The sequence below is a fragment of the Longimicrobiaceae bacterium genome, from assembly GCA_035696245.1.
GTDB lineage: Bacteria > Gemmatimonadota > Gemmatimonadetes > Longimicrobiales > Longimicrobiaceae > DASRQW01.
Window position 1 is genome coordinate 1 of the sequence record DASRQW010000169.1, and the last position, 21,530, is coordinate 21,530.

Here is a 21,530-nt window from a genome sequence, read left to right on the forward strand (position 1 = left end):
ATCGACATGCTGGACAACGCGATCGCCGCGTGCCCGGACGACGTGTGGGGCGACCGCGCCGCGCAGCCGGAGTTCTGGTACCTGGCCTATCACACGCTCTTCTTCCTCGACCTGTACGTGAGCGGCACGCTGAAGGGCTTCGCCCCGCCAGCGCCGTTCAACATGGACGAGATCGACCCGGCGGGCGTGCTGCCGGAACGCGTGTACACCCGCCAGGAGATGCGCACGTACCTGGCGCACGGCCGCCGGAAATGCCGCGCGGCCATCGAAGCGCTGACGGACGAGCGCTCGGTCGTGCTGAGCGACTTCGACTGGCTGAAGCTCCCGTACGCTGAGCTGCTGCTGGACAACCTGCGCCACGTGCAGCACCACACCGCGCAGATGCACCTGATCCTCCGCCAGCGCACCGGCTCGGCGCCCCGGTGGATCAGCACCCTCAAGCCGGACGCACCGGGCGAATGATCGGGAGATGCACGGCCGCCCATCATCCGCCTCGCATCCCCCCGCTGCGACGACCATCGGGAGGTTGCAGATGATGCGTGAGCGTCCATCGATGCGAGGCGGGATGGCATCTCCACGGTTCGCGCGCATCGTCCGCGCACGCGTGAGGAGGTAGCGTGCACACGACCGCCCGCGACCGCGCCGCCGCCGATGCGCGCGCATCCGACCGCGCCGCGCTCGAGGCCGCGCGAGCCGTCGCGGAGCCGCTGGACCGCTCGAAGGCGCTCTCCCGCGTCGCTTTCCACGGCGGTGCGGAGGACTTCGACGCGGTGATCGACGAGGCCATCGCCGCCGCGTGGGAGGCGGAGGAGCCCTTCCGAACCGTCACCGCGCTCGCCTGGGCCGTCCGCGCCCTGCTCGAATGGGACGAGCGCGACGACGCAACGGAAGTCGTAGACGCCGCTCTGGACGAGGCGGCGACGGAGCCGAACGGGCTGGATCGCCTGGAATCCCTCTTCGTCCTGTGGGAAGCCGTGCTCCCGTTCGATGCCGAGCTTCGCGATCGCGTGCTGCCGCACCTCGTCCGCGCCGCGCACGAGTCGGACAGCTGGCGCGGCGCCCACCGCCTGCGCTCTGCCGTCGCCTCTCTCGGGGCGCACGACCGCTCCGCCGCCGAGCGGCTGCTGGCCGAGGTGCCCGACGGGAAGTACCGCCGCGCGGCGCAGCGCGACCTCGACGAATGCGTGCATCCGGCCGGCTGGTGGTTCTTCGACCCGCGACGCTGAACCCGGCGGCGCGATCCTTCCGTGGGACCGCGCCGTTGAGATTGGATCGCGACGCGGCGTGCCGGAATCGGCCGGCCGTGTCGAGACACCCGATCGACCGAACAAGCTGATGGATCCGAGCGGGGCGCGTCCCGTCGCCCCGCATCTACATGGCAGACCACGGAGGACGCGATGGCGGAAGACTGGCAGGCGAACCTGGTTAGCTCCGACGACGGCATCGGCGAGATCTTCCGCGAGACGAAGCGCATCGCCGTGCTCGGCATCAAGACCGAGGCGCAGAGCGGCCAGGCGGCGTTCTACGTGCCCGACTACCTGAAGCGCGCCGGCTACGAGGTGATCCCCGTGCCGGTCTACTACCCCGAGGCGACGGAGATCCTGGGCGCGAAGGTCTACCGCAAGGTGGCCGACATCCCCGGCGGCGTGGACATGGTCAACGTGTTCCGCCGCCCGCAGGACGTGCCGCCGCACGTGGACGACATCATCGCCGCGAAGCCCAAGGCGGTGTGGATGCAGAGCGGCATCCGCAACGACGAGGCGGCCCGGCGGCTGGCCGAGGCGGGCATCAAGGTCGTGCAGGACCGCTGCGCCATGGTGGAGCACCGCCGCCACGCCCGCTGAGCGGCGCGTGTAAGGCATCTCCCCACGAAGCGTAGGCGGCTGTATTACGCGAATCTGCCGCTGTCTGAGAAGCGTTCTCAGCGGCGGCAGAACGGCGCAGGAGCGCGTATATTCGGCGCCTCACAACGAACGGTAGCATCGGCAAAGGCTTGCGCGCCCGTGACACGGTCGCGCGCCCGCGGGGACGGGGTTCCGCCATTGCCGAGCGCCGGGGCGCGTGTTATATGGGTGCACGCCGGGTCCCCACCGGCGGCAGGGCAGGCAGACGGGCAGGTATCGGTGGCAGGCGGCTGCACGGGACAGGGCGGGGCGGTGCGACAGGCGCCCCCGCGCCCTCTCGTGCGGCAAGCGCATTCTCCGCTCAGGCAGACCATGACCAGAGTCCTAACCATTGTCGGGATCGTGCTCCTCGCCGCGGGCGCGTCGTCTTGCCGCCCGTACTCGGCGGGCGAGGACGACGGGCCGCAGCAGCCCATCGCGTTCTACCACAAGGTCCACGCTGGCGACAACAAGATCGACTGCCAGTACTGCCACTACACGGCGGACCGTTCGGTAGACGCGGGCATCCCCAGCGTGCAGCTGTGCGTGGGGTGCCACGTGCCCGGCAGCAGCGCCCCGTCGGCGGTGCGCTCGCAGGCGGCGCTGGCCTTCCCCACGGCGGCCCGCGACACCACGTGGCACAACGAGGCGCAGAAGCTGGTGGACTTCTGGCGGCGCGGCGAGCCCATCCCGTGGGTGCGCATCCACAAGATCCCCGACCATGCCAAGTTCCCGCACTACATGCACGTGAACGCCGGCCTCAAGTGCCAGACGTGCCACGGGCCGGTGGAGGGGATGCGCAAGGTCTACCAGTTCTCGTCGCTGCGCATGGGCTGGTGCATCGACTGCCACCGCGGAGACCGGCAGCTCTCGGCCGGCGAAGAGGCGGCGGTGCAGAAGAACTCGTCGTACATCCGCCGCCTTCGCACGCTGGCGGCGCAGGGCAACGACCTGCGCGGCCACGCCGCCATTCGCCCCAAGCAGCGCGCGTCGATCGACTGCGTGGCCTGCCACTACTAGCGGAAGATGTCCAGGATGAGTCGCTACGGCGCACGCGGAGCGGGCCGGGCTGCCGGCCCCCGCACGGCGCGTTACGCAGCAAGGAGCCAGAATGTCTGACGGAATGAAGAGGCGCGACTTCCTCAAGGTCCTGGGCGTCACCGGGGCCGGGGCGGCCACGGTGGGGTGCTCGTCGGGCGCGGCGGGGAAGGGCGCGGAGAAGCTGCTGCCGTACGTGATCCCCAGCGAGGACATCGTGCCGGGGATGCCCACTTACTACGCCAGCACCTGCCGCGAGTGCCCGGCCGGCTGCGGCATCCAGGTGGAGACGCACGAGGGCCGCGTCACCAAGGTGGAGGGCACGCCGGACCACCCCGTCTCGCACGGAAACCTGTGCCTTCGCGGCCAGGCGTCGGTGCAAGGCCTCTACCACCCGGACCGCTTTCGCGGCCCCACGGTGGCCGAGGAGACGGGCCTGCCCGCGCGCGACGTGAGCTGGCAGTACGCCGAGCAGTCGCTGGCCGGCCGCATCCGGGCCGCGGGCGCGGGGCGCACCGTGCTGCTCACCAGCGGCTACGGGCCCACCATGTCCCGCCTGGCCGACGCCTTCGCGGGCGCCATCGGCGCGCGGCGGGTGGACTACTCGCCGATGGACCAGGCGCCGCGCGGCCTCAACTTCGCCGACACCGACGTCCTGGTCGCCTTCGGGGCCGACTTCCTGGAGACGTGGGGCTCGCCGGTGGACTACGCGTGGCAGTTCAAGCAGATGCACGCGTACCGCGCCGGCCACCGCGGCAAGTTCGTGTGGGTCGGCCCGCACCGGCCGCTCACCGGCATCAACGCCGACCAGTGGATCGCCCCCAAGCCGGGCACCGAGGCGCTGATCGCCCTCGCCATGTCCGGCGGCGTCTCCGCCGCCGAGGCCGCGCAGCAGACGGGCGTGGACCAGAAGACCATAGAGACGCTCTCGGCCGAGTTCCGCGCCGGCAAGGGCTACGCGCTGGGGCCGGGCGCCGCCATCGCCGGGAAGAACGCCTCCGCCCTCCAGGCCGCGGTCGACCGCCTGAACGGCGGCGCTTCCGCCGCGCCGGTGGCCGACGCGCGCCCGCTGCAGCAGCTGGTGCAGCAGATGAAGGCCGGCCAGGTGCAGGTGCTGATCATCGACGGGATGAACCCCGCGTACAGCCTGCCCGGCTCGCTGGGCTTCGCCGAGGCGCTGGCGAAGGTGCCCACGCGCGTGTCGCTCTCGCCCTTCCCGGACGAGACGTCGGCGCTGTGCAACTTCATCCTGCCCGGCAGCCACTTCCTGGAGTCGTGGGACGACTACGTGCCGCGCCCGGGCGTGTTCGACCTGGTGCAGCAGGCCATGCGCCCGGTGTTCAACACCAAGCAGAGCGGCGACGTCCTCCTCTCCCTCGCGCAGCAGCTGAACCTGCCCACGGTGGGCGGCGGCGCGCCGAGCTACTACGAGTACCTGCGCGCCGGCTGGGCCGGCATCGCGGGCGGCACCGCCTGGCGCGACGCGGTCCGCCGCGGCGGCGTCTATCCGACGACGGGCGGCGGCACCGGCGCCTTCGGCTTCCTCCCGCTCGCCGCCCGCACGGCCACGGCCGCTCCGGCCGCCGCGCCGGCGCCCGCCACGGTGGGCATGCCCGCTCCGGCTCCCGCGACCGGCCCCGGCGGCAACGCGACGTACCAGGCCGCGGCCTTCGAAGGTGACGCGAACGGCTACCACCTGGTCGTCTACCCGTCGCACCGCTTCTACGACGGCCGCAACGCCAACCGGCCCTGGCTGCTGGAGCTGCCGGACCCGGTGACCAAGGTGTCGTGGGACTCGTGGGTCGAGATCCACCCGGCTACGGCGAAGAAGCTGGGCATCCGCCAGGGCGACGCGCTGGAGGTGAAGTCGCCCTACGGCACGCTGACCGCGCGCGCCTACCCGTACCCCGGCGTGCGCCAGGACACCGTCGCCATCCAGATGGGCCTGGGCCACAAGGAGTTCGGCCGCTTCACCAAGGACCGCGGGGTGAACCCCAACGTCCTCCTGGGCAACGCGGTGGACCCGGCGACCGGCGCGCCTGCCCCGTACGGGGTGATGGTTACGCTGCGGCCCACGGGCGTGAGCAACGACACGCACACCCCCGGCCTCTTCATGGTGCCCACGGGCATCTACGAGCAGGGCCAGAAGGTGCAGCACGACCGCGAGCTGGGGCAGGCCATCGGCCTGGCCGACCTGATCGCGCTGGACCACACGGGCAAGGGCGTGGTGCCCGGCGCCGAGGAGCACATCGAGGAGCTGAAGGGCGACGGCGGCTTCACGCCGGTCAAGCGTACGACGGACCCCGCCAGCTACCCCGGCCCCGGCACCGAGTACGGCCAGTACATCGCCGGCGAGACCCGCTGGGCGATGGCCATCGACCTGCAGCGCTGCACCGGCTGCTCGGCCTGCGTGGTCGCCTGCTCGGCCGAGAACAACATCCCCGTGGTGGGGCCCACCGAGATGCGCCGCGGCCGCGAGATCAGCTGGCTGCGCATCGAGCGCTACTTCTCGGCCGGCCAGGACCTGGAGGACGCCGAGTCCGAGACGGCCACCGACGACGTGCGCTTCGTGCCCATGCTCTGCCAGCAGTGCGGCAACGCGCCGTGCGAGCCGGTGTGCCCGGTGTACGCGGCGTACCACACGCCCGACGGCCTCAACGGCCAGGTCTACAACCGCTGCGTGGGCACGCGCTACTGCGCGAACAACTGCCCGTACAAGGTGCGCTTCTTCAACTGGCTCACCTACGAGTTCGCCGAGCCGCTCAACTGGCAGCTGAACCCGGACGTGACGGTGCGCGAGAAGGGCGTCATGGAGAAGTGCACCTTCTGCGTGCAGCGCATCCACGAGGCCGAGCGCAACGCGGCGGTGGCCGGGCGCGAGCCGCGCGACGGCGAGGTGGTGCCGGCGTGCGTGCAGACCTGCCCCACCGAGGTCTTCGTCTTCGGCAACATCCAGGACCCGAACAGCGCGGTGGCGCAGGCAGCCGCCTCCAACCGCAGCTACCGCGCGCTGGGCGAGCTGAACACCCAGCCGGGAATCGTCTACCTGAAGAAGGTGACGCTGAACAGGCCTGCCAACGGCGAGGCCGGCGACGAGAAGCCGGCCCCGTTCGGCGGCACCGAGCACACGCCGCAGGAGGCCCGCTGATGGAAACCGTGACGCGCTCCGTCTTCCACCCCGAGATCGCGGGGTACGCGGACGTCAACGCCGACGCAAACCGGCTCCTCACCAAGCCCGGCAAGGGCTACCTGGCCCTGCTGGGCATGGCCATCGGCATGGTGGGGCTGATGGTCATCGCCGAGCTGCACAACATCCTGTACGGCCTGGGCATGTCGGGCCTCACCAACCCGGTGGGCTGGGGCGTGTACATCACGACCTTCGTCTTCTGGGTCGGCATCGGCCACGCCGGCACGCTGATCTCGGCGATCCTCTTCCTGTTCCGCGCGCCGTGGCGGCAGTCGATCTACCGTTTCGCCGAGGCGATGACGGTGTTCGCGGTGCTCACGGCGGGCCTCTTCCCGATCATCCACATCGGGCGGCCCTGGTTCTTCTACTGGCTGCTGCCGCTGCCCAGCCAGCGCCACATCTGGCCGAACTTCCGCAGCCCGCTGCTGTGGGACGTGTTCGCGGTGACCACGTACCTCACCGTGTCGTCGGTCTTCTTCTTCATCGGCCTGATCCCCGACATCGCCGCCGCGCGCGACACGGCCACGGTTCCGTGGCGGAAGAAGGCGTACACGGCGCTGGCGCTGGGGTGGCGCGGCACCGACCGCGAGTGGCGCCACTTCACCCGCGCGTACCTCTTCCTGGCCGCGCTGGCCACGCCGCTGGTGCTCTCGGTGCACTCGGTGGTGTCGTGGGACTTCGCCGTCTCCATCGTTCCCGGCTGGCACACCACCATCTTCGCCCCGTACTTCGTGGCGGGCGCCATCCTCTCGGGCGTGGCGATGGTGGTCACGCTGATGGTGCCGGTGGGCCGCGTGTTCCGGCTGGAGCGCTACTTCACGCTCACGCACTACGACCGCCTGGCCAAGCTGCTCCTGCTGACCAGCTGCATCGTGGGCTATGCGTACGGCATGGAGTACTTCATGGCGTGGTACTCGGGCGAGCTGTTCGAGCGCGGCGTGTTCTGGGACCGCGTGACGGGCCAGTACGGGTGGGCGGGGTGGTCGATGATTACCTTCAACGCCATCATCCCGCAGCTGCTGTGGATGAAGAAGATCCGGCACAACCTGAACGCGTTCTTCATTATCTCGATCTTCGTGAACATCGGGATGTGGTACGAGCGCTTCGTGATCATCGTGCCGTCGCTGGCGCACAGCTACGAGCCGTGGAAGTGGACGAACTACCACATGACGTGGGTCGAGGCGTTCATCCTGATGGGCAGCTTCGGCTGGTTCTTCATGTGGTTCCTGCTCTTCCTGCGCTTCCTGCCGGGCCTCTCGATCGCCGAGATCAAGGAGGTGCTGCCGCCGCCGCTGAAGCACCACCACCCGGCGGCGCACACGGCGAAGGGCGGCGCGGGCCAGCTGGCCGAGGAGCTTCCCGCGGGCTACAAGGAGTACGAGCGCAGATGAGCAAGCTACGCACGGGCGTGCTGGGCGTCTTCGCCCACCTGGACACCGCCACCGACGCCATCCGCCGGCTGCGGGCCGACGGATACACCGTCACCACGTACTCGCCCACGCCCCGCCACGAGCTGGAGGAGGCGCTGGGCACGCCGGACTCGCCGGTGCGCGTCTTCACCCTCACGGGCGCCTTCACGGGCACCGCGGCGGGCGCGGCGCTGGCGATCTGGACCTCGATCGACTGGCCGCTGATCGTGGGCGGCAAGGAGATCGTGGCGCTGCCGGCCTTCAGCGTGATCATGTTCGAGCTCACGATCCTGCTGGGCGCGCTCAGCACGGTGGCGGGCCTCTTCCTGGCGGGCCGGCTGCCGCACCTAGGCCCCCCCGAGGCACCCCTGTACCACCCCTCGTTCACCGCCGGCCACTTCGGGGTCTTCGCGCACGCCCCGCGCGAGCGCTACGACGCGGTGCAGCGCATCATGACGGAGAGCGGCTCCGAGGAGGTTCTCGTTGACAAGCGATAAGAGGGGCGCCGCCCGCGCGGCGGCCCCGCTGCTGGGCCTGGCCCTGGGCGCGCTGGCGCTGGCCGCCTGCACCGACTGGGCGGGCTACGACCTGGACAAGGCGTACGACGCGGTGCCGCAGCTGTCCACCATGCGCAACAGCGTGGTCCCCGACCCGTACGCCATGCCGCGCGCGGCGCCGGAGCACTCGGTGCCGTCGGAGAGCCCGGCCGGCGACGTGCCCGCGCACTTCACGCAGGCCCAGCTGGACTCGGCCGCGGCCACGCTGCGCAACCCGCTCCCCGCCTCGGCCCAGGTGCTGGCGCGGGGCAAGCTGAAGTTCGAGCAGAACTGCGCCGCCTGCCACGGCCCCGCCGGCCGCGGCGACGGGCCGGTGGTCACGGGCGCCGGCAAGTTCCCGTACGCCCCCTCGCTGGTGGCGGGCACGGCGCTGCAGCGCTCGGACGGCTACATCTACGGCATCATCGCCGTGGGCCGCGGCTTCATGCCGCCGTACGGCGAGCGCGTGCGCCACGAGGACCGCTGGGCCATCGTGAGCTACGTGCGCACGCTCCAGGGCTCGCGCGCCAACCCGCAGACGCCCAACCCGGGGCCCAGCGCGCCGGGCGCGGCCGCGGCGGCGCAGGCCGGCGCGCCCACCACGCCCGCCACGGCCACGCAGCCGCCCGCCCCCGCGGGCACCCCCACGACGACCTCTCCCGCCGGCGGCACGCCCGGCGGGCAGGGACCGCGCTGATCCGCACGGGAAGACGACAACGATGGCAGCTCATTCTTCGGCGGTCCCCGACCATGTCCCGTTCCGGACGCTCCCGCGCTCCGGCACGGCGCTGATCGTCTCGGCCGTGCTGGTGCTCCTGGGCCTGGCGGCGCTCCTCCTCTTCCGCGACAGCCCGGGCGACCCGGGGCGCGCGTGGCGGGCGGTGCAGTTCAACTGGCTCTTCTGGGCCTCGCTCGCGCAGGGCATGGTGATGTTCGCCGTGGCCCTGCACCTGACCAACGCCCGCTGGGCCTGGTCGGTGCGGCGCTTCGCGCTGGGCGGGGTTGCCTTCCTGCCGGTGGCCTGGCTGCTGCTGGGCGTGGTGTTCCTGGGCCACGAGGCGTACTTCGGCGAGTGGCTGCACTCGCACGGCGACCACGTCATCGAGGCCAAGCGCGCCTGGCTCAGCCTGCCGGGCATGATCGCCCGCGACTACGTGGGCATCACCATCCTCTTCGGGCTCAGCATCCGCTTCGCGTACCTGGCGCTGCGCCCGGACGTGTACGGCGCCGGCCGCGACGACGCCGAGCGCGCCCGCTACGCCCGCCTCACCGGCGGATGGCGCGGGGTGGAGGAAGAGGCGCACCGCTCCGTGGGCCAGATGAACGTGACCGGCGTGGTGACCGCGCTCGTCTTCTCCCTGGTGTGGGGGATGATCGGCATCGACCTGGCCATGTCGATGATGCCGCACTGGTACAGCACCATGTTCCCGGTCGCGTTCTTCATCGCCGCGTTCCACGCGGGCATCGCCGCCACCACCATCGCCGTGGTGCTGCTGCGTCCGCGGCTGCGGTTGGAGCAGTTCATCACCACCTCGCAGTTCCACGACCTGGGCAAGCTGGTGTTCGCCTTCGCGGTGTTCTGGATGTACCTGAACTGGTCGCAGTACGTGGTGATCTGGTACGGCATCCTCCCGCACGAGCAGGTGTGGTTCGCCCGCCGGTTCGACGCGCCCTTCACCGGGTTCGCCAAGGCGGTGCCGATGCTCATCTTCGTGATCCCGTTCCTGGGGCTGCTGAGCCGTCCGCCCAAGAAGGTGCCGGCGATCCTGGCGGTGTTCTGCGGCGTGATCCTGGTGGGCAACTGGCTGGAGCGCTTCATGATCACCACGCCCTCGGTATACGAGGGCAGCACCCTCCCGTTCGGGCTGCTGGAGATCGGAGTCGGCCTCGGCTTCCTGGGCCTCTTCATCTTCTGCTACACCTGGTTCATGCGCAGCTTCCCGGCGCTGCCGTCGCCGGCGTTCCTCAACGCCCACGGCGCCGCCACCATCGAGATCCCCGTCGGCGACACCGCCGCGGCTCGCTAGGTTTCGGGAGATGCACGGCGGCCCGATGCCGCCGCATCGGACGGGTATGACGTGATGCAGACGACCGGGCCCGCATCTCCAGCCGGAGACGCGGGCCCGGTTCGCTTTTCGATAGATGCGAGACGGGCGATGGCCGATGGGGTTGATCGACGTTGGCGCTGGCGATCAAGGGCGAAGTATCCGGATATCGCCTCGTCACCATTCGGTGGCCGACGGGCATCGTGTGAAGGAGAGGTCTCGCGTCGCGTCACCCCGGCGCGTAGACCCACATCGCCCGGATGCATTGTACGCGGTGTCCGCCGAACTCGCAGCCGCCGGCACGCCCACACCAGCGACACGCGCCATCCACCCGCACGCGACACCGAGGCTCCCCTCTCCCAGGCGGTTTTGGGAGAGGGGCTGGGGGAGAGGGCCTGGTTGAACCCTCGTCGAGCGAACGGGGTTCTACGGAGGTCCCGCCGCCGGGTGGCGCGGGCGTTGCAACCCCGGCCGCCGCCGCCGCGCCACGAGGGCGCGGCCCGGCCGCCGAACCGAAGGACCGAGGAAGATGCCGCACCCTTTCGCCTTTCCGTCGCCGCGCTCCCTTGCCGCGGCGCTGATGATCCTGGCCTCGGCCGCGTGCGCCGGGGGCCGCCCCGCCGCGGTCGAGGAGCCCGCGCCCGCCCCGCCGCCGCCGGACCAGCCGGTGCACGCGGACCGCCGCTACGTCGTGGTGGACGTGGACGTGAACGAGCTCCGCTTCATGGACGGCGACCGCGTGCTGTGGCGCGCGCCGGTGGGCACGGGCACGGGCTTCCGCCTGCGCTCCGACAGCTCCGAGTGGCACTTCACCACCCCCAGCGGCGTGATGTACGTGCAGTTCAAGGAGCTGGACCCCACCTGGGAGATGCCGGACTGGTACTTCATCGAGAACCACCTGCCGGTGCCGCCCCCGAACTCGCCGCGGCGCAGGGAGCCGGGCGGGCTGGGCGCGGCGGCGGTGTACCTGGGCAGCGAGATCGCCATCCACGGCACCGACAAGCCCGAGCTGCTGGGCAAGCGCGTCTCGCACGGCTGCATCCGCCTGTCCAACACCAACGCGCTGCGCCTGTACCACGACGTGCAGATCGGCACGCCCATCCTCATCCAGGGCACGGCGGGGGTGCTGGAGGAGAGCATGCCCGACAGCGCCGCGCGCTTCACCCGCTCGCACAAGCCGCCGCCGCCCAAGTGGTCCAACCCGCGCCGCCGGCTCACCACCACCGCGCTGCTCGCGCGCCTGGACCGCGACCTAGTCGCCCCCGACACGTCGGCGCAGTGGGTGCTCTCGGCCAGCGAGCTGATCTCGCGCGGCATCAAGGACGACTCCATCGCGCTCCGCGGCATCCTCGCCCGCGCGCCGCGCCCCACGCTGGAGAGCCGGCGGCGCGAGTACGGGGCCTTCCTGGCCGACGTCTTCTCGCGCGGGCCGCTGCGGGCCGCCGTCTCGCTCTCCAAGATCCCCGCCGACGCGCGCGAAGCGGCGGCGCAGGAGATCGTGGACGCCACGATGGGCCTCTACCACGGCTCGCTCACCGCGCCCACCGCGCCGTGGCCCACCAAGCGGGTACCGAAGTGGCGCCTGGGCCCCCTGGGCCAGAGCAGCTGGACCGCGCTCGCCCAGGCCGAGGAGCGCTACCGGTCGATGCACGGCCTGGCCGCCGCCTCGCCCGCCGGAGCGGCGGCGCGATGAGCGTGCGCGGATCGGCGCCGCCGCACGCGCCCGAGGGAGTCTCGGAACCGGGGATGGTGGACGGGGAGATGCTGGGCAGGCAGGACCTGCACTTGCACACCGACATGTCCGACGGCGACCTGCCGCTGGAGCGCGTGGTGGAGATCGCGTCGCAGCGCGGCGTGCAGCTTGGCATCGCGGACCACGTGTCCACGCGCAACGTCGCCCGGTTCATCGCGGACGAGCAGCGGTTGCGGGCGTACTTCGCGGCACTGGAGGAGTACCCCGTCTTCCGCTCGGGCGAGTTCTGCTGGTGCGACACCCTGTGGCGCGACCTGCCGGCCGAGCTGATGGGCCGGTTCGACTACCGCGTGGGCTCCAACCACGGGTTCTACCTGCCGGACGGGACCTTCGGCTCGCCGTGGTGGGAGGAGCTACCGGAGCCGTGGCGCTCGCGGCCCCAGGAGGTGATGGACGCCATGGTGGACAACCTGTGCGAGATGGTGCGCACCATGCCCATCCACATCGCCGCGCACTCCACGCTCACGCCGCCCGCGCTGTACGCGCTGGAGGGCGACGTCCACGCTTGGTGGACCGAGGAGCGCGAGGACCGCTGGGTGGACGCGGTGGTCGCGTCTGGGGTGGCGCTGGAGATATCGAACCGCTACCGTCTCCCGCACGACCGCCTGCTGGTGAAGGCGCGCGAGGCCGGGGCCCGCTTCTCGCTCGGCAGCGACGGGCACACCGAGCGGCAGGTGGCGCGGCTGGAGTGGGCGGCGCAGACCGCGCGCAGGGTGGGCGTGACCGACAGGCAGCTATTCATTCCGGAGCCGGCCCGGCGCGCCTGATCGCGCCCGGCGCGGCAGACTTTCCCCGTGCGGAGGAGGACGTGGTGATGGAGAACAGCGACGACCCGGGCATGCGGCGCGACGCCCCCTCGTCTCCCCAGGGCGACGCAACGTACCGCGCCGGCGCCCCCGCGGTGCGCCCCGGCGCGCCCGTGGAGACGGACGAGGAGCGCGGCGCCCGCGCCCGCCGCGACCCCGGCGCCATCCGCACCGAAGACACCGAGCCGTACATCGCCCTGCAGTACGTGGCGCGCCTCTTCAAGATCGTGGCGATGGTCGTCATCGTCGCGCTCACCGCCGAGATCGTCATGGGCGTGGTGTACGACGGCGCCGGCGCGCTCCTGCCGCTCATCGCCGAGGTGGTCAAGGGCGGCGTGCTCGCGGCGATCCTGTGGGGCGTGAGCGACCTCACGCTGCTCTTCATCGACGTGGGCCACGACGTGCGCGCCCAGCGCGTGCTGCTGGGGCGGCTCACGGCGCGCTCCGGCGAGATCGGCGGCGGCCAGCGCTCCACCACGCGCAGCGAGCCCCGCTGACGGTGAACCCGCGAGGCGCAGCGGCGGCAGGCATGCTCGCCGCCGCGCTCCTGCTTTCCGCCTGCGGCGACTCGGCCCCCCAGGGCGGGGAAGATGCGAAGCCTGCATCGCGCTCCGGCGGCTCGCCCGCCGGCGGAGCCGCGCCGAGCCCCGCATCTCCCGTCACGCGTTCGGCAGATGCCGCGGCGGCGAAGGAAACCGCGTCCGACGGCGACATTCCGGTAGATGTGGTGCGGACCGGCCGCGCCGGGCTGAGCATCGACGGGCGAAGCGCGCTGCCGTCCGTTCAGGTCAGCGTGGAAGACGGTCACCGCGTGCTCTTCGGCCCGACGGACGTGCCCGTGCAGGACGGACGCTTTCATGTCGACGTGCCGTCGGTGGAGACGGATCAAGCTGCCATCTACGCGTACGTGGCCGACCCGTCGGGCGCGCACCAGACCGTCGTCCGGATTCCACGAGGCGTCGCGCAGGTACGGTTCACGCCCGCCCTGCCACGTCCTACAGATGCGAAGCCGGAGGCGGCCGACAGGCGGACGGGGGAGTCGCGGAGCGGGGTGGAAGGGCCGCACTTCAAGGTCGTGTGGCCGAAGGCGCGGCCCGGCGACCGGGCCGTCCGCCTGGAGGGGATGACGGCGCTGCCCAGGTTCCGCGTGGCGGTGGAGCGCGGCGGGGTCGCAGTGGGCTCCGCCAGCTTCGCCAAGTCCGTCGCGTCGGGCGACTGGCGCACTTTCGTGGTCCGCGTCCCCGTCAAGGGCGGCGTGCGGCCGGGCGACCGCGTGGTGCTTCCCGCCGCGGCGCCGTACGCGCGGGAACTGGTCTTCCCCGTCATCCGCTGAATCTCTCCCGCGGCGCCGTCCACGAACGGGCGGCGCCGCGGTGCATCTCATCCCATCACCCGGAAGTCGCGGAGCCGTGAGCCGGCAGGCATTGGACGGGATCGTCGTGGTCCTGTGGCAGACGCAGGACTACGTGAACATCGCAGGCACCATCCGGGCGATGAAGAACTTCGGCCTCACGCGGCTGCGCCTGGTCGCGCCCGCCGCGTGGGACCCGTGGCGGATCGAGGGCATCGCCCACGACACGGGCGAGATCGTGGCGGCCACGCAGATCTTCGAGACGCTGCAGGAGGCGCTGGCGGACTGCTCGTTCGTCACGGGGATGACGGCCCGCGCGCGCCGGGCCAAGCGCGCCGTCGCCCGCCCCCGCGACCTCGCGCCCGAGCTGCTTTCCCTCGCGGCAGAGTCCGTGGCGGGCGGCCGCGGCCCCATCGCCATCCTGTACGGCCGCGAAGACCACGGGCTGAACAACGAGGCCCTGGACCTGTGCCACCGCACGGCCATCATCCCCACCAACCCGGATCACTCGTCGCTGAACCTGGCGCAGGCGGTGATGGTGATGGCGTACGAGCTGTGGATGGCGGCCGAGGGCGAGACGCAGCCCTTCCGCGAGCACCGCCGCACGGCCCCGCCCGCCAGCGTGGAGCTGCTGGAGCTGGTGTTCGGCGACGCGGAGCGGGCGCTGTGGGGCATCGACTTCTTCAAGACCCGGCAGACCGAGAGCGTGATGCGCACCCTCCGCGAGCTCGTCCGCCGCGCGGACGTGGACGCCCGCGAGGCCAACTTCCTGCGCGCCATCTTCATCGAGATCGTGAAGTACCTCACCCGCAAGGGCGTCTACGAAGGCCCGCCGGTCTCCGGTGCCGCGCCCTCCGCGGAGGCTCTCTCCTCCATATCGGTCGACGAGCCACCGCAGGAGTAGACGCGCCGCCGCGGTCGCTGATCGGAGGATGCACAGAGGGCGATCCAAGCTGCGGATCGCCCTCTGTCGTACACGTCGATGTCCGCGCGGTCGTCTACGGCTTCGCGGCGCGCTTGCGGCCGGGGCGGGGAGTGACCGTCGCCTCGAACACGTCCGGGTGCTTGTCGGCCAGCTCCAGCAGGCGCAGCGTCGGCCCGCTGGGCGTGCGTGCCCCGCGCTCCCACGCCTTCACGGTCGAGTCGCTGGTGTTGAGCATCCCCGCGAACACCGCCTGCGACACCCCGATCCGCTCGCGAATGCCGACGATGGCGTCCGCCTCGTACTCCGGCGGCGACGCGACGGCAGACGTCCGGGCAGTCCGCTCGCGACGCGTCACCGTGACGCCCTTCAGCTCGCCTCGGTGGAATGCGACCGCCTCGGTGAGGCCCTCGATCAGCAGGTCGCCGTAGTTGCTATCGTTCACCATCGCCATCGTCAGCGCTCCTTCTTGAGCTGTGCGACCAGGTTCCTCATCACCTTCTTCTGATCGGCCGTCAGTGCGGCCTGCACGTTCTTCGGGAAGGCGAGGATGAAGTAGACCTTTCGGTGCTCGCGGACGAAGAGGTACGCTACACGCAGCCCGCCGCTCTTGCCCCTGCCATCCACCGCTACACGAATCTTCCTCACGCCGCCCGTCTGATCCTCCACCACGCCCGCCTCTGGGTTCTCCAGCAGTTCGAGCTCCAGCGCGCGCAACTCCTCATCGGAGAGGAGCCCCCTTCGCCGAGCGCTCGAAGAGGGGCAGGTGCACGAACTCCAGAAACGGCAGCTCTACGAGTGCGTCGCCGGGAATAACTGTAGCACGAAGTATCATAGTTGGTCAAGACCGAAGATGAAGGTAGTGGCATGAACAGCGGTAGAGGACGTGGAAAGGCCGCCTCGCGGTTGCGGGGCGGCCTTTGCTGTGGCAGTGAAGCGGGGCTTCAGCCGACGCGGACCACGTTCTCGGCGGCGGGACCCTTGGGGCCTTCCACGATGTCGAACTCCACGGGCTCACCCTCGGTGAGGCTCTTGAAGCCCTCCGCGTTGATCGCGGAGAAGTGGACGAACAGGTCCCTGCCACCCTCGTGCTCAATGAAGCCGAATCCCTTGGCGTCGTTGAACCACTTCACCTTGCCGGTCGAGCGGGCCATCTTGCGGAACTCCTGCTGCGGTGATCGTTGCGCCGGTGCGGAGCGTCCGCACTGCGTTGTTCGCGGGTCGCGCCGGCAGCGCCGGTGCGTCAGGGGCGCCCCCGCGTGGGCGCACTGCTTTAGAAGACGGTGAGTCCGGATTGGCGAGATGGTGCGCTGCCGTGCCGGCGAGCGCGAGCTTTCGGATGGCGTCGTGGCGCGGGCGAGCGGCTGTTCTGCGGATGGGCAGGGGCTGCGGAGCATCCGGCGGGGACCGGCCGTGCGTGGCGCGATGCGACCGAAGCGGAACTCCGGCGCACTCTGTTCGACTTGGACCGAAGTTAAGAGGCGCCGCAGGCGTTTGTCAAGTTAAGTCTGATTATGTATGTGCATGCCCCTCTCGCACCTGTCAGCCGTCGCGGTCCGCGACGCGGTGCGCGGCGCCCGGCAGGCGGATCTCGAAGCGCGCGCCGCCCAGCGAGGTGCTGCGCCCCATCTCCAGCGTGCCTCCCAGGCGCTCCACGGTCCACTGCGTGACACCCAGGCCCATGCCGATGCCGCTGCGCGGTTCGCGCGCGGATTTCGGCGGCTGCGCGGCGTCTTCGGGCATGCCGGGCCCGTCGTCCTCCACCGCGATCAGCAGGCGGGCTCCGCCGGGCGCGCGCTCCTGCGCCACGGTCACGCGGACGCGGTCGCGCGCATGGCGGGCGGCGTTGCGCACGAGATTGGTCACGGCGCGCAGCAGGAACGACTCGCGCCCGCCGACCTGCGTATCCGCCGGAACGTCCACCTCCAGGCGGATCTCGACCGGGCGGAACTCGGGGAGGACGCGGCGGATGGCGCGCTCCACCACGTCGCGGACGTCGCTGGTGACCTCGGGCGAGAGGGCGGCGCCGCGGAGCACGTCCATCACGTCGCGGAGCATGGCGGCCATCTCCGCGGTCGCCTCGCCCACGCGGTCCATCTCGGCCATGGGCAGGCGCCCCATGCGCGCCTCGCCCGTGGCGATGCGCACGCGCGACTCCAGCACCTCGACGGCGGCGGCCATGTCGTGCATCAGCTCGCCTGCCACGCGGCCAAGCTCCTCGACCTCGTTGCGCAGGGGGCCGCCGGACTGGGGCTTTGGGACGTCGGGATCGGGCTCGGGAGGATGCGTCATGGAATCGGTTGCGATGGCGTGAAAGGGCCCTCACCCGGCGGCCTGAGAGCCGCCACCCTCTCCCACAACCGCGTGGGAGAAGGGACGTACTCCCAGCCGTGTCGCTGCGGAAGGCCAGTCGCATGCCGAGTGCTTCGCATCGGCGGGCGCACACGAGCGCATCCGGATCGTATCGGCGGATGCATCTCACGAAGCGGGTCGTCGATGGATGCACATCCTCCGACCGGTGTCGAAAGATGTGCATCTACCGAGTACGCCTCCGCAGGCTCGACATCTCCCGGATTCAGACGCGGGCGGCGGCTTCGTGGAGGAGGTGCCAGGTGCGGGCGATGGTCTCCTCGGTCGTGCGGAGGTTGCCGATGGCGAGGCGGAGCGCGAACCGGCCCTGCACGCGCGTGTGCGAGAGAAACGCCTCGCCGCCCCCGTTCACCGCGTCCATGATGCGCTCGTTGTGCGCGTCGACTTCCTCGTCCGTCAGGCCGGGCGGGACGTGGCGGTAGAGGACGAGGCTGAACGGGACGGGCGCCATCCGCTCCCACTCAGGGTCCGCATCTACCCAGCCCGCGAAGAGCTGCGCCAGCCGCAGGTGCTCGCGGATGCGCGACGCGATGCCTTCCGCGCCGAACCAGCGGAGCGTCATCCACAGCTTGAGCGCGCGGAAGCGCTTGCCCAGCGCCGGGCCGAAGTCCATCAGGTTGACGGCCGTGGCGCCCTCGGGCGTGTGCAGGTACGCGGGGACGAGCGTGAACGCGCGGCGGATCGCCTCCGGGTCGCGGGCGTACAGGGCCGAGATGTCGATGGGGACGAAGAGCCACTTGTGCGGGTTCACCACCAGCGAGTCGGCGCGCTCCACGCCGGCGAGCACGTGCCGCATCTCCGGCACCACCGCGGCCGAGCCGCCGTACGCGGCATCGACGTGCAGCCACAGCCCGTGCCGCTCGCAGACGTCCGCGATGGCGGGCACGGGGTCGATGCTCGTCGTCGACGTGGTGCCGACCGTGGCGACCACGCAGAACGGCTTCCACCCCGCGGCGACGTCCTCCTCGATGGCCGCCTCCAGCGCCGCGGGGTCCATGCGGAACTGCGCGTCGGTGGGGATGTGGCGCGTCCCCGCCCGGCCGATGCCGAGCACGATGCCGGCGCGCTCGACCGACGAGTGCGTCTCTTCCGAGCAGTACAGGCGCAGGCGGGGCAGGCCGCGCCCGCTCATCCCCTCGTCGCGGATGCCCAGGCCGGCGGCCTCGCGCGCGGCCGCGACTGCGACCAGCGTGGAGATGGACGCGGTGTCCTGGATGGTGCCGCGGAACACGTCCGGCAGGCCCATCATCTGCCGGAGCCAGTCCAGGCTGCGGTCCTCCAGCTCCGTGAGCGACGGGCTGGTGCGCCACAGCATGCCGTTCACGTTCAGCCCCGCGCTCAGCATCTCGCCCAATATGCCGGGCGCCGCGCCGGTGATGGAGAAGTAGCCGAAGAACCCGGGCGAGTTCCAGTGCGTGATCCCCGGCATGATCGTGCGCTCGAAGTCCGCCAGGATCTCGCCCATCTCCTCGCCCCGCTGCGGCGGCGAGACGGGGAGAGATGCGGAGATGTCGCCCGGCTGCACCTGCGCGAGCACGGGGTAGCTGCCCACGTTCGCCAGGTACTCCGCGATCCAGTCCACCACGACGTGACCGTGGCGGCGGAACTCCTCGGGGCTCATGTCCGGCGTGTCGCGCGCCGCGCTGGTCTCGCTCAAGCTCTCCGCTCCCGTCGTGCGTCCGAGGGTCGTCACCCGTGCCTGGCACCCGCGCGGGATGCCGCGCATCTCCCGCTTACGAATAGCGGTCCCGCGGGCCCGCGGCTACTCCGCGCCGCGCTGGCGGACCATGTAGACGTGCCGGTAGCCCTCACTGCGCAGGTTCGGCAGTGCGTGCTGGAGCTGCCAGTGCTGCCGCTCCACCACGTCGGCGGGGACGGTGCGGACCCGGCTGGCGGCGCGGCGGATGCACGTCTCCAGCGGCAGGTCGAAGACGATGGCGACCGTGGGCCGGCCGAACTCGTGCGCGATGGCGAGCAGGTCGCGGCGCGAGCGTCCGCTCAGGTTCGTCGCGTCCGCCACGGCCAGGCGGCTCAGCGACAGACGCCCGCGCACGATGGCGCGGAAGACCTCGAATGCGGCGCGGCTGGCGACCTGGTTGGCGGGATCGTTGGAGACCAGCCGCCGGCACTCGTCGGACGAGACGATCTCCGTCTCGCGGAAGTGCAGGCGCGCGAAGGTGCTCTTGCCGCAGCCGGACGGGCCGACCAGCAGCACCAGCGCGTTCCGGGGGATGCGAAGTAGCGCGGCTTCCATCGTGCTCGCGTGAGATGTGGAGACTGAGTCGTTCGTGGCTTCGGGAGATGCACGGCAGATCATCGGCCGATCGCAATCAACCGCGCCGCCCATCCCCATCGCCGATTCCGCATCGACAATGACGAGGGTCCACGGGGGATGATGGAACGCCGGTCATCTCCCGAAATCGAATCCATCCGCCGCCGTTCATCTACCGAAACGTGCTCGCCGGTCGGTTGCGGCGCGGCGTTCGCGGGGGACGGGCGGCGCTGGTAAGTTAGGTGCCGTCGAGAGGCAACGCACACGCACAACGTCACACCGCGAGCGATGATACGCATATCCACCGCAGTCGAGATGCAGCTTCGCGCCGGCGGCCCCGTCGTCGCGCTGGAGTCCACCGTGCTGGCGCACGGCCTTCCCCGCCCGCGCAACCTGGAGGTGGGCCGCGCCATGGAAGCCGCCGTGCGCGAGGGCGGCGCGATGCCCGCCACCATCGGCGTCATCGCCGGCGAGGCGGTGATCGGCCTGTCGGACGCGGAGGTGGAGCACATGTCCACGGCCGACGGCGTGCTCAAGCTCTCCACGCGCGACCTGGCCGTGCCCGTGGCGCGCGGCGTGGACGGCGCGACCACGGTGGCGGCGACGATGTGGCTGGCGCACCACGCGAGCATCGACGTGTTCGCCACGGGCGGCATCGGCGGCGTGCACCGCGGCGAGGCGCGCGACGTGTCGGCCGATCTCACCGAGCTGGGGCGCACGCCCACGCTGATCGTCTGTGCGGGCGCCAAGTCGATCCTGGACCTGGCCGCCACCCGCGAGGCGCTGGAGACGGCGGGCGTGCTGCTGGTGGGCTTCGGAACGGACGAGCTGCCCGCGTTCTACTCGCGCGAGAGCGGCATTCCGGTGGACGTGCGGGTGGACGATGCGGGTGAGGCCGCGGCGCTGTGGCGCGCGCACAGATCCATGGGGCTGCCGGGCGCCATGCTCGTCTGCGTCCCCCCGCCCGCCCAGCACGCGCTGCCGGCGGACGAGGTGGAGAAGGCAATCGGAGATGCGCTGCGGGCGGCGGACGACGAGGGCATCCGCGGCAAGGACGTGACGCCGTTCCTGCTCCGCGCCGTCGCCACGGCCACGGGCGGCCGCTCGCTGGAGGCGAACGTGGCGCTGCTGCTGAACAACGCCCGCGTGGGCGCCGCCATCGCCTCGGCGCTCGCGGACCGGTGAGCACCGCGCCGGGCGCCTCCGCGAGCAAGGACGCGGTCCGCGCCGAGGCCCGCGCCCGCCTCCGCGCCATCCCGCCCGCCGAGCGTGCGGTGGCGGAGCGCGAGATCGCCCGCCGCGTGTGGACGGTGCCGGAGATCGCGGCGGCGCGGACGCTGCTCGTCTTCGCCTCCCTCCCCGGCGAGGTGCACACGGACGAAATCGCGGCGGAGGCGCGGCGCCGCGGCATCGTCGTCACCTACCCGCGCTGCCTGCCGGAGACGCGCGAGCTCGCCCTCCACCGCGTCCTCTCGCCAGACGAGCTGCGTGCCGGCCTCTACGGCATCCGCGAGCCCGACGCGGACGCGTGCCCCCTCGTCGCCACGGAGGAGATCGACGCGGCGCTGGTGCCGGGGCTGGCGTGGGACCGGCGCGGCCAGCGCCTGGGCCGCGGCGCCGGCTACTACGACCGGCTCTTCGCGAGCCCGTCGTGGCGCGGCTTCCGCTGCGGCCTCTTCTTCGCCGCCCAGGAAGTCCCCGCCGTCCCCGCCGACCCGTGGGATATCCCCCTCGGCAGTGTTGTCACGGAGCGCGAGGTGCGGGCGGGGGAGCGAATGCACGGTCGGTAGCCCCGATGGCCCCTGCGCAGACGAGGCCCCGCGGACGCGTTCCGTGGGGCTTCTTCGCTTCTCTGAGCTGCGTGTCGGATGCGGTTCGTGCGGCGGACCGCTCCGGAGCCGGCCGGGCGATACAGCCTGCCCGTCCGTCTCCTGCGCGGGGTCGGGGAGCCTCCTCCT

22 protein-coding genes are annotated in these 21,530 nt (G+C 71.5%); 16 read left to right on the forward strand and 6 right to left on the reverse strand.

Annotation, left to right across the window (positions count from 1 at the left end):
* From VFE05_07815 to VFE05_07880, 14 genes are all read left to right on the forward strand, one after another.
* Positions 1–462 (forward strand): DinB family protein (locus VFE05_07815; GenBank protein HET6229958.1); only part of this gene is annotated, 462 nt, incomplete at its 5' end.
* 155 nt (positions 463–617) lie between these two features.
* Entirely contained in the window at positions 618–1,226 is a 609-nt protein-coding gene (locus VFE05_07820; protein ID HET6229959.1) for a hypothetical protein, read from the forward strand.
* A gap of 171 nt (positions 1,227–1,397) precedes the next feature.
* On the forward strand, positions 1,398–1,844 hold the full coding sequence (locus tag VFE05_07825) for a CoA-binding protein (GenBank protein ID HET6229960.1): 447 nt from the start codon (positions 1,398–1,400) through the stop codon (positions 1,842–1,844).
* Positions 1,845–2,216: 372 nt separating this feature from the next.
* Positions 2,217–2,903 carry a cytochrome c3 family protein gene (locus tag VFE05_07830; protein HET6229961.1) on the forward strand — a complete coding sequence of 229 codons (687 nt, stop codon included), beginning with the start codon at positions 2,217–2,219 and terminating at the stop codon, positions 2,901–2,903.
* A gap of 91 nt (positions 2,904–2,994) precedes the next feature.
* Positions 2,995–6,069 carry a molybdopterin dinucleotide binding domain-containing protein gene (locus VFE05_07835; protein HET6229962.1) on the forward strand — a complete coding sequence of 1,025 codons (3,075 nt, stop codon included), beginning with the start codon at positions 2,995–2,997 and terminating at the stop codon, positions 6,067–6,069.
* Positions 6,069–7,499 (forward strand): NrfD/PsrC family molybdoenzyme membrane anchor subunit, encoded by a 1,431-nt coding sequence (nrfD, locus tag VFE05_07840; protein HET6229963.1) that lies wholly within the window; start codon positions 6,069–6,071, stop codon positions 7,497–7,499. The genes VFE05_07835 and nrfD overlap by 1 nt, the downstream gene beginning before the upstream one ends.
* Complete coding sequence (locus VFE05_07845; GenBank protein HET6229964.1) at positions 7,496–8,014, forward strand: DUF3341 domain-containing protein; 519 nt, start codon at positions 7,496–7,498, stop codon at positions 8,012–8,014. Before nrfD ends, VFE05_07845 begins: the two co-directional genes overlap by 4 nt.
* Positions 8,001–8,750 (forward strand): cytochrome c, encoded by a 750-nt coding sequence (locus VFE05_07850; GenBank protein ID HET6229965.1) that lies wholly within the window; start codon positions 8,001–8,003, stop codon positions 8,748–8,750. Before VFE05_07845 ends, VFE05_07850 begins: the two co-directional genes overlap by 14 nt.
* 22 nt (positions 8,751–8,772) lie before the next feature.
* Positions 8,773–10,080: a hypothetical protein gene (locus tag VFE05_07855; protein HET6229966.1), complete on the forward strand. Its 1,308-nt coding sequence runs from the start codon at positions 8,773–8,775 to the stop codon at positions 10,078–10,080.
* A gap of 547 nt (positions 10,081–10,627) precedes the next feature.
* Positions 10,628–11,791 (forward strand): L,D-transpeptidase, encoded by a 1,164-nt coding sequence (locus tag VFE05_07860; GenBank protein ID HET6229967.1) that lies wholly within the window; start codon positions 10,628–10,630, stop codon positions 11,789–11,791.
* Positions 11,788–12,618: a hypothetical protein gene (locus VFE05_07865; GenBank protein ID HET6229968.1), complete on the forward strand. Its 831-nt coding sequence runs from the start codon at positions 11,788–11,790 to the stop codon at positions 12,616–12,618. The genes VFE05_07860 and VFE05_07865 overlap by 4 nt, the downstream gene beginning before the upstream one ends.
* Positions 12,619–12,665: 47 nt before the next feature.
* A complete protein-coding gene (locus tag VFE05_07870) occupies positions 12,666–13,154 on the forward strand; it encodes a hypothetical protein (GenBank protein ID HET6229969.1) in 489 nt (162 codons plus the stop codon).
* A 32-nt stretch (positions 13,155–13,186) separates the two neighbouring features.
* Positions 13,187–13,990, forward strand: coding sequence for a hypothetical protein (locus VFE05_07875; GenBank protein ID HET6229970.1), 804 nt, complete (start codon positions 13,187–13,189; stop codon positions 13,988–13,990).
* A 76-nt stretch (positions 13,991–14,066) separates the two neighbouring features.
* A complete protein-coding gene (locus VFE05_07880; GenBank protein ID HET6229971.1) occupies positions 14,067–14,912 on the forward strand; it encodes a TrmJ/YjtD family RNA methyltransferase in 846 nt (281 codons plus the stop codon).
* 94 nt (positions 14,913–15,006) lie between these two features.
* Here the strand turns inward: VFE05_07880 and VFE05_07885 are convergent, their stop codons facing one another.
* The 6 genes from VFE05_07885 to VFE05_07910 all read right to left on the reverse strand — a co-directional run bounded on the left by VFE05_07885 (position 15,007) and on the right by VFE05_07910 (position 19,554).
* Positions 15,007–15,384 (reverse strand): helix-turn-helix domain-containing protein, encoded by a 378-nt coding sequence (locus tag VFE05_07885; protein ID HET6229972.1) that lies wholly within the window; start codon positions 15,382–15,384, stop codon positions 15,007–15,009.
* 2 nt (positions 15,385–15,386) lie between these two features.
* Positions 15,387–15,647, reverse strand: coding sequence for a type II toxin-antitoxin system RelE/ParE family toxin (locus VFE05_07890; protein HET6229973.1), 261 nt, complete (start codon positions 15,645–15,647; stop codon positions 15,387–15,389).
* 227 nt (positions 15,648–15,874) lie between these two features.
* The gene (locus tag VFE05_07895; GenBank protein HET6229974.1) at positions 15,875–16,084 is read right to left on the reverse strand and encodes a cold shock domain-containing protein; all 210 of its coding nucleotides are present in this window, start codon (positions 16,082–16,084) and stop codon (positions 15,875–15,877) included.
* 388 nt (positions 16,085–16,472) lie between these two features.
* A complete protein-coding gene (locus VFE05_07900; GenBank protein ID HET6229975.1) occupies positions 16,473–17,222 on the reverse strand; it encodes a HAMP domain-containing sensor histidine kinase in 750 nt (249 codons plus the stop codon).
* A 283-nt stretch (positions 17,223–17,505) separates the two neighbouring features.
* On the reverse strand, positions 17,506–18,957 hold the full coding sequence (locus VFE05_07905; protein ID HET6229976.1) for a pyridoxal-dependent decarboxylase: 1,452 nt from the start codon (positions 18,955–18,957) through the stop codon (positions 17,506–17,508).
* A 105-nt stretch (positions 18,958–19,062) separates the two neighbouring features.
* Entirely contained in the window at positions 19,063–19,554 is a 492-nt protein-coding gene (locus VFE05_07910; GenBank protein HET6229977.1) for an AAA family ATPase, read from the reverse strand.
* A gap of 333 nt (positions 19,555–19,887) precedes the next feature.
* On the opposite strand from VFE05_07910, the gene VFE05_07915 reads away from it, so the two are divergent.
* Entirely contained in the window at positions 19,888–20,757 is an 870-nt protein-coding gene (locus VFE05_07915) for a pseudouridine-5'-phosphate glycosidase (protein HET6229978.1), read from the forward strand.
* Complete coding sequence (locus VFE05_07920; protein ID HET6229979.1) at positions 20,754–21,362, forward strand: 5-formyltetrahydrofolate cyclo-ligase; 609 nt, start codon at positions 20,754–20,756, stop codon at positions 21,360–21,362. Before VFE05_07915 ends, VFE05_07920 begins: the two co-directional genes overlap by 4 nt.
* The last annotated feature ends 168 nt before the right edge of the window (positions 21,363–21,530 follow it).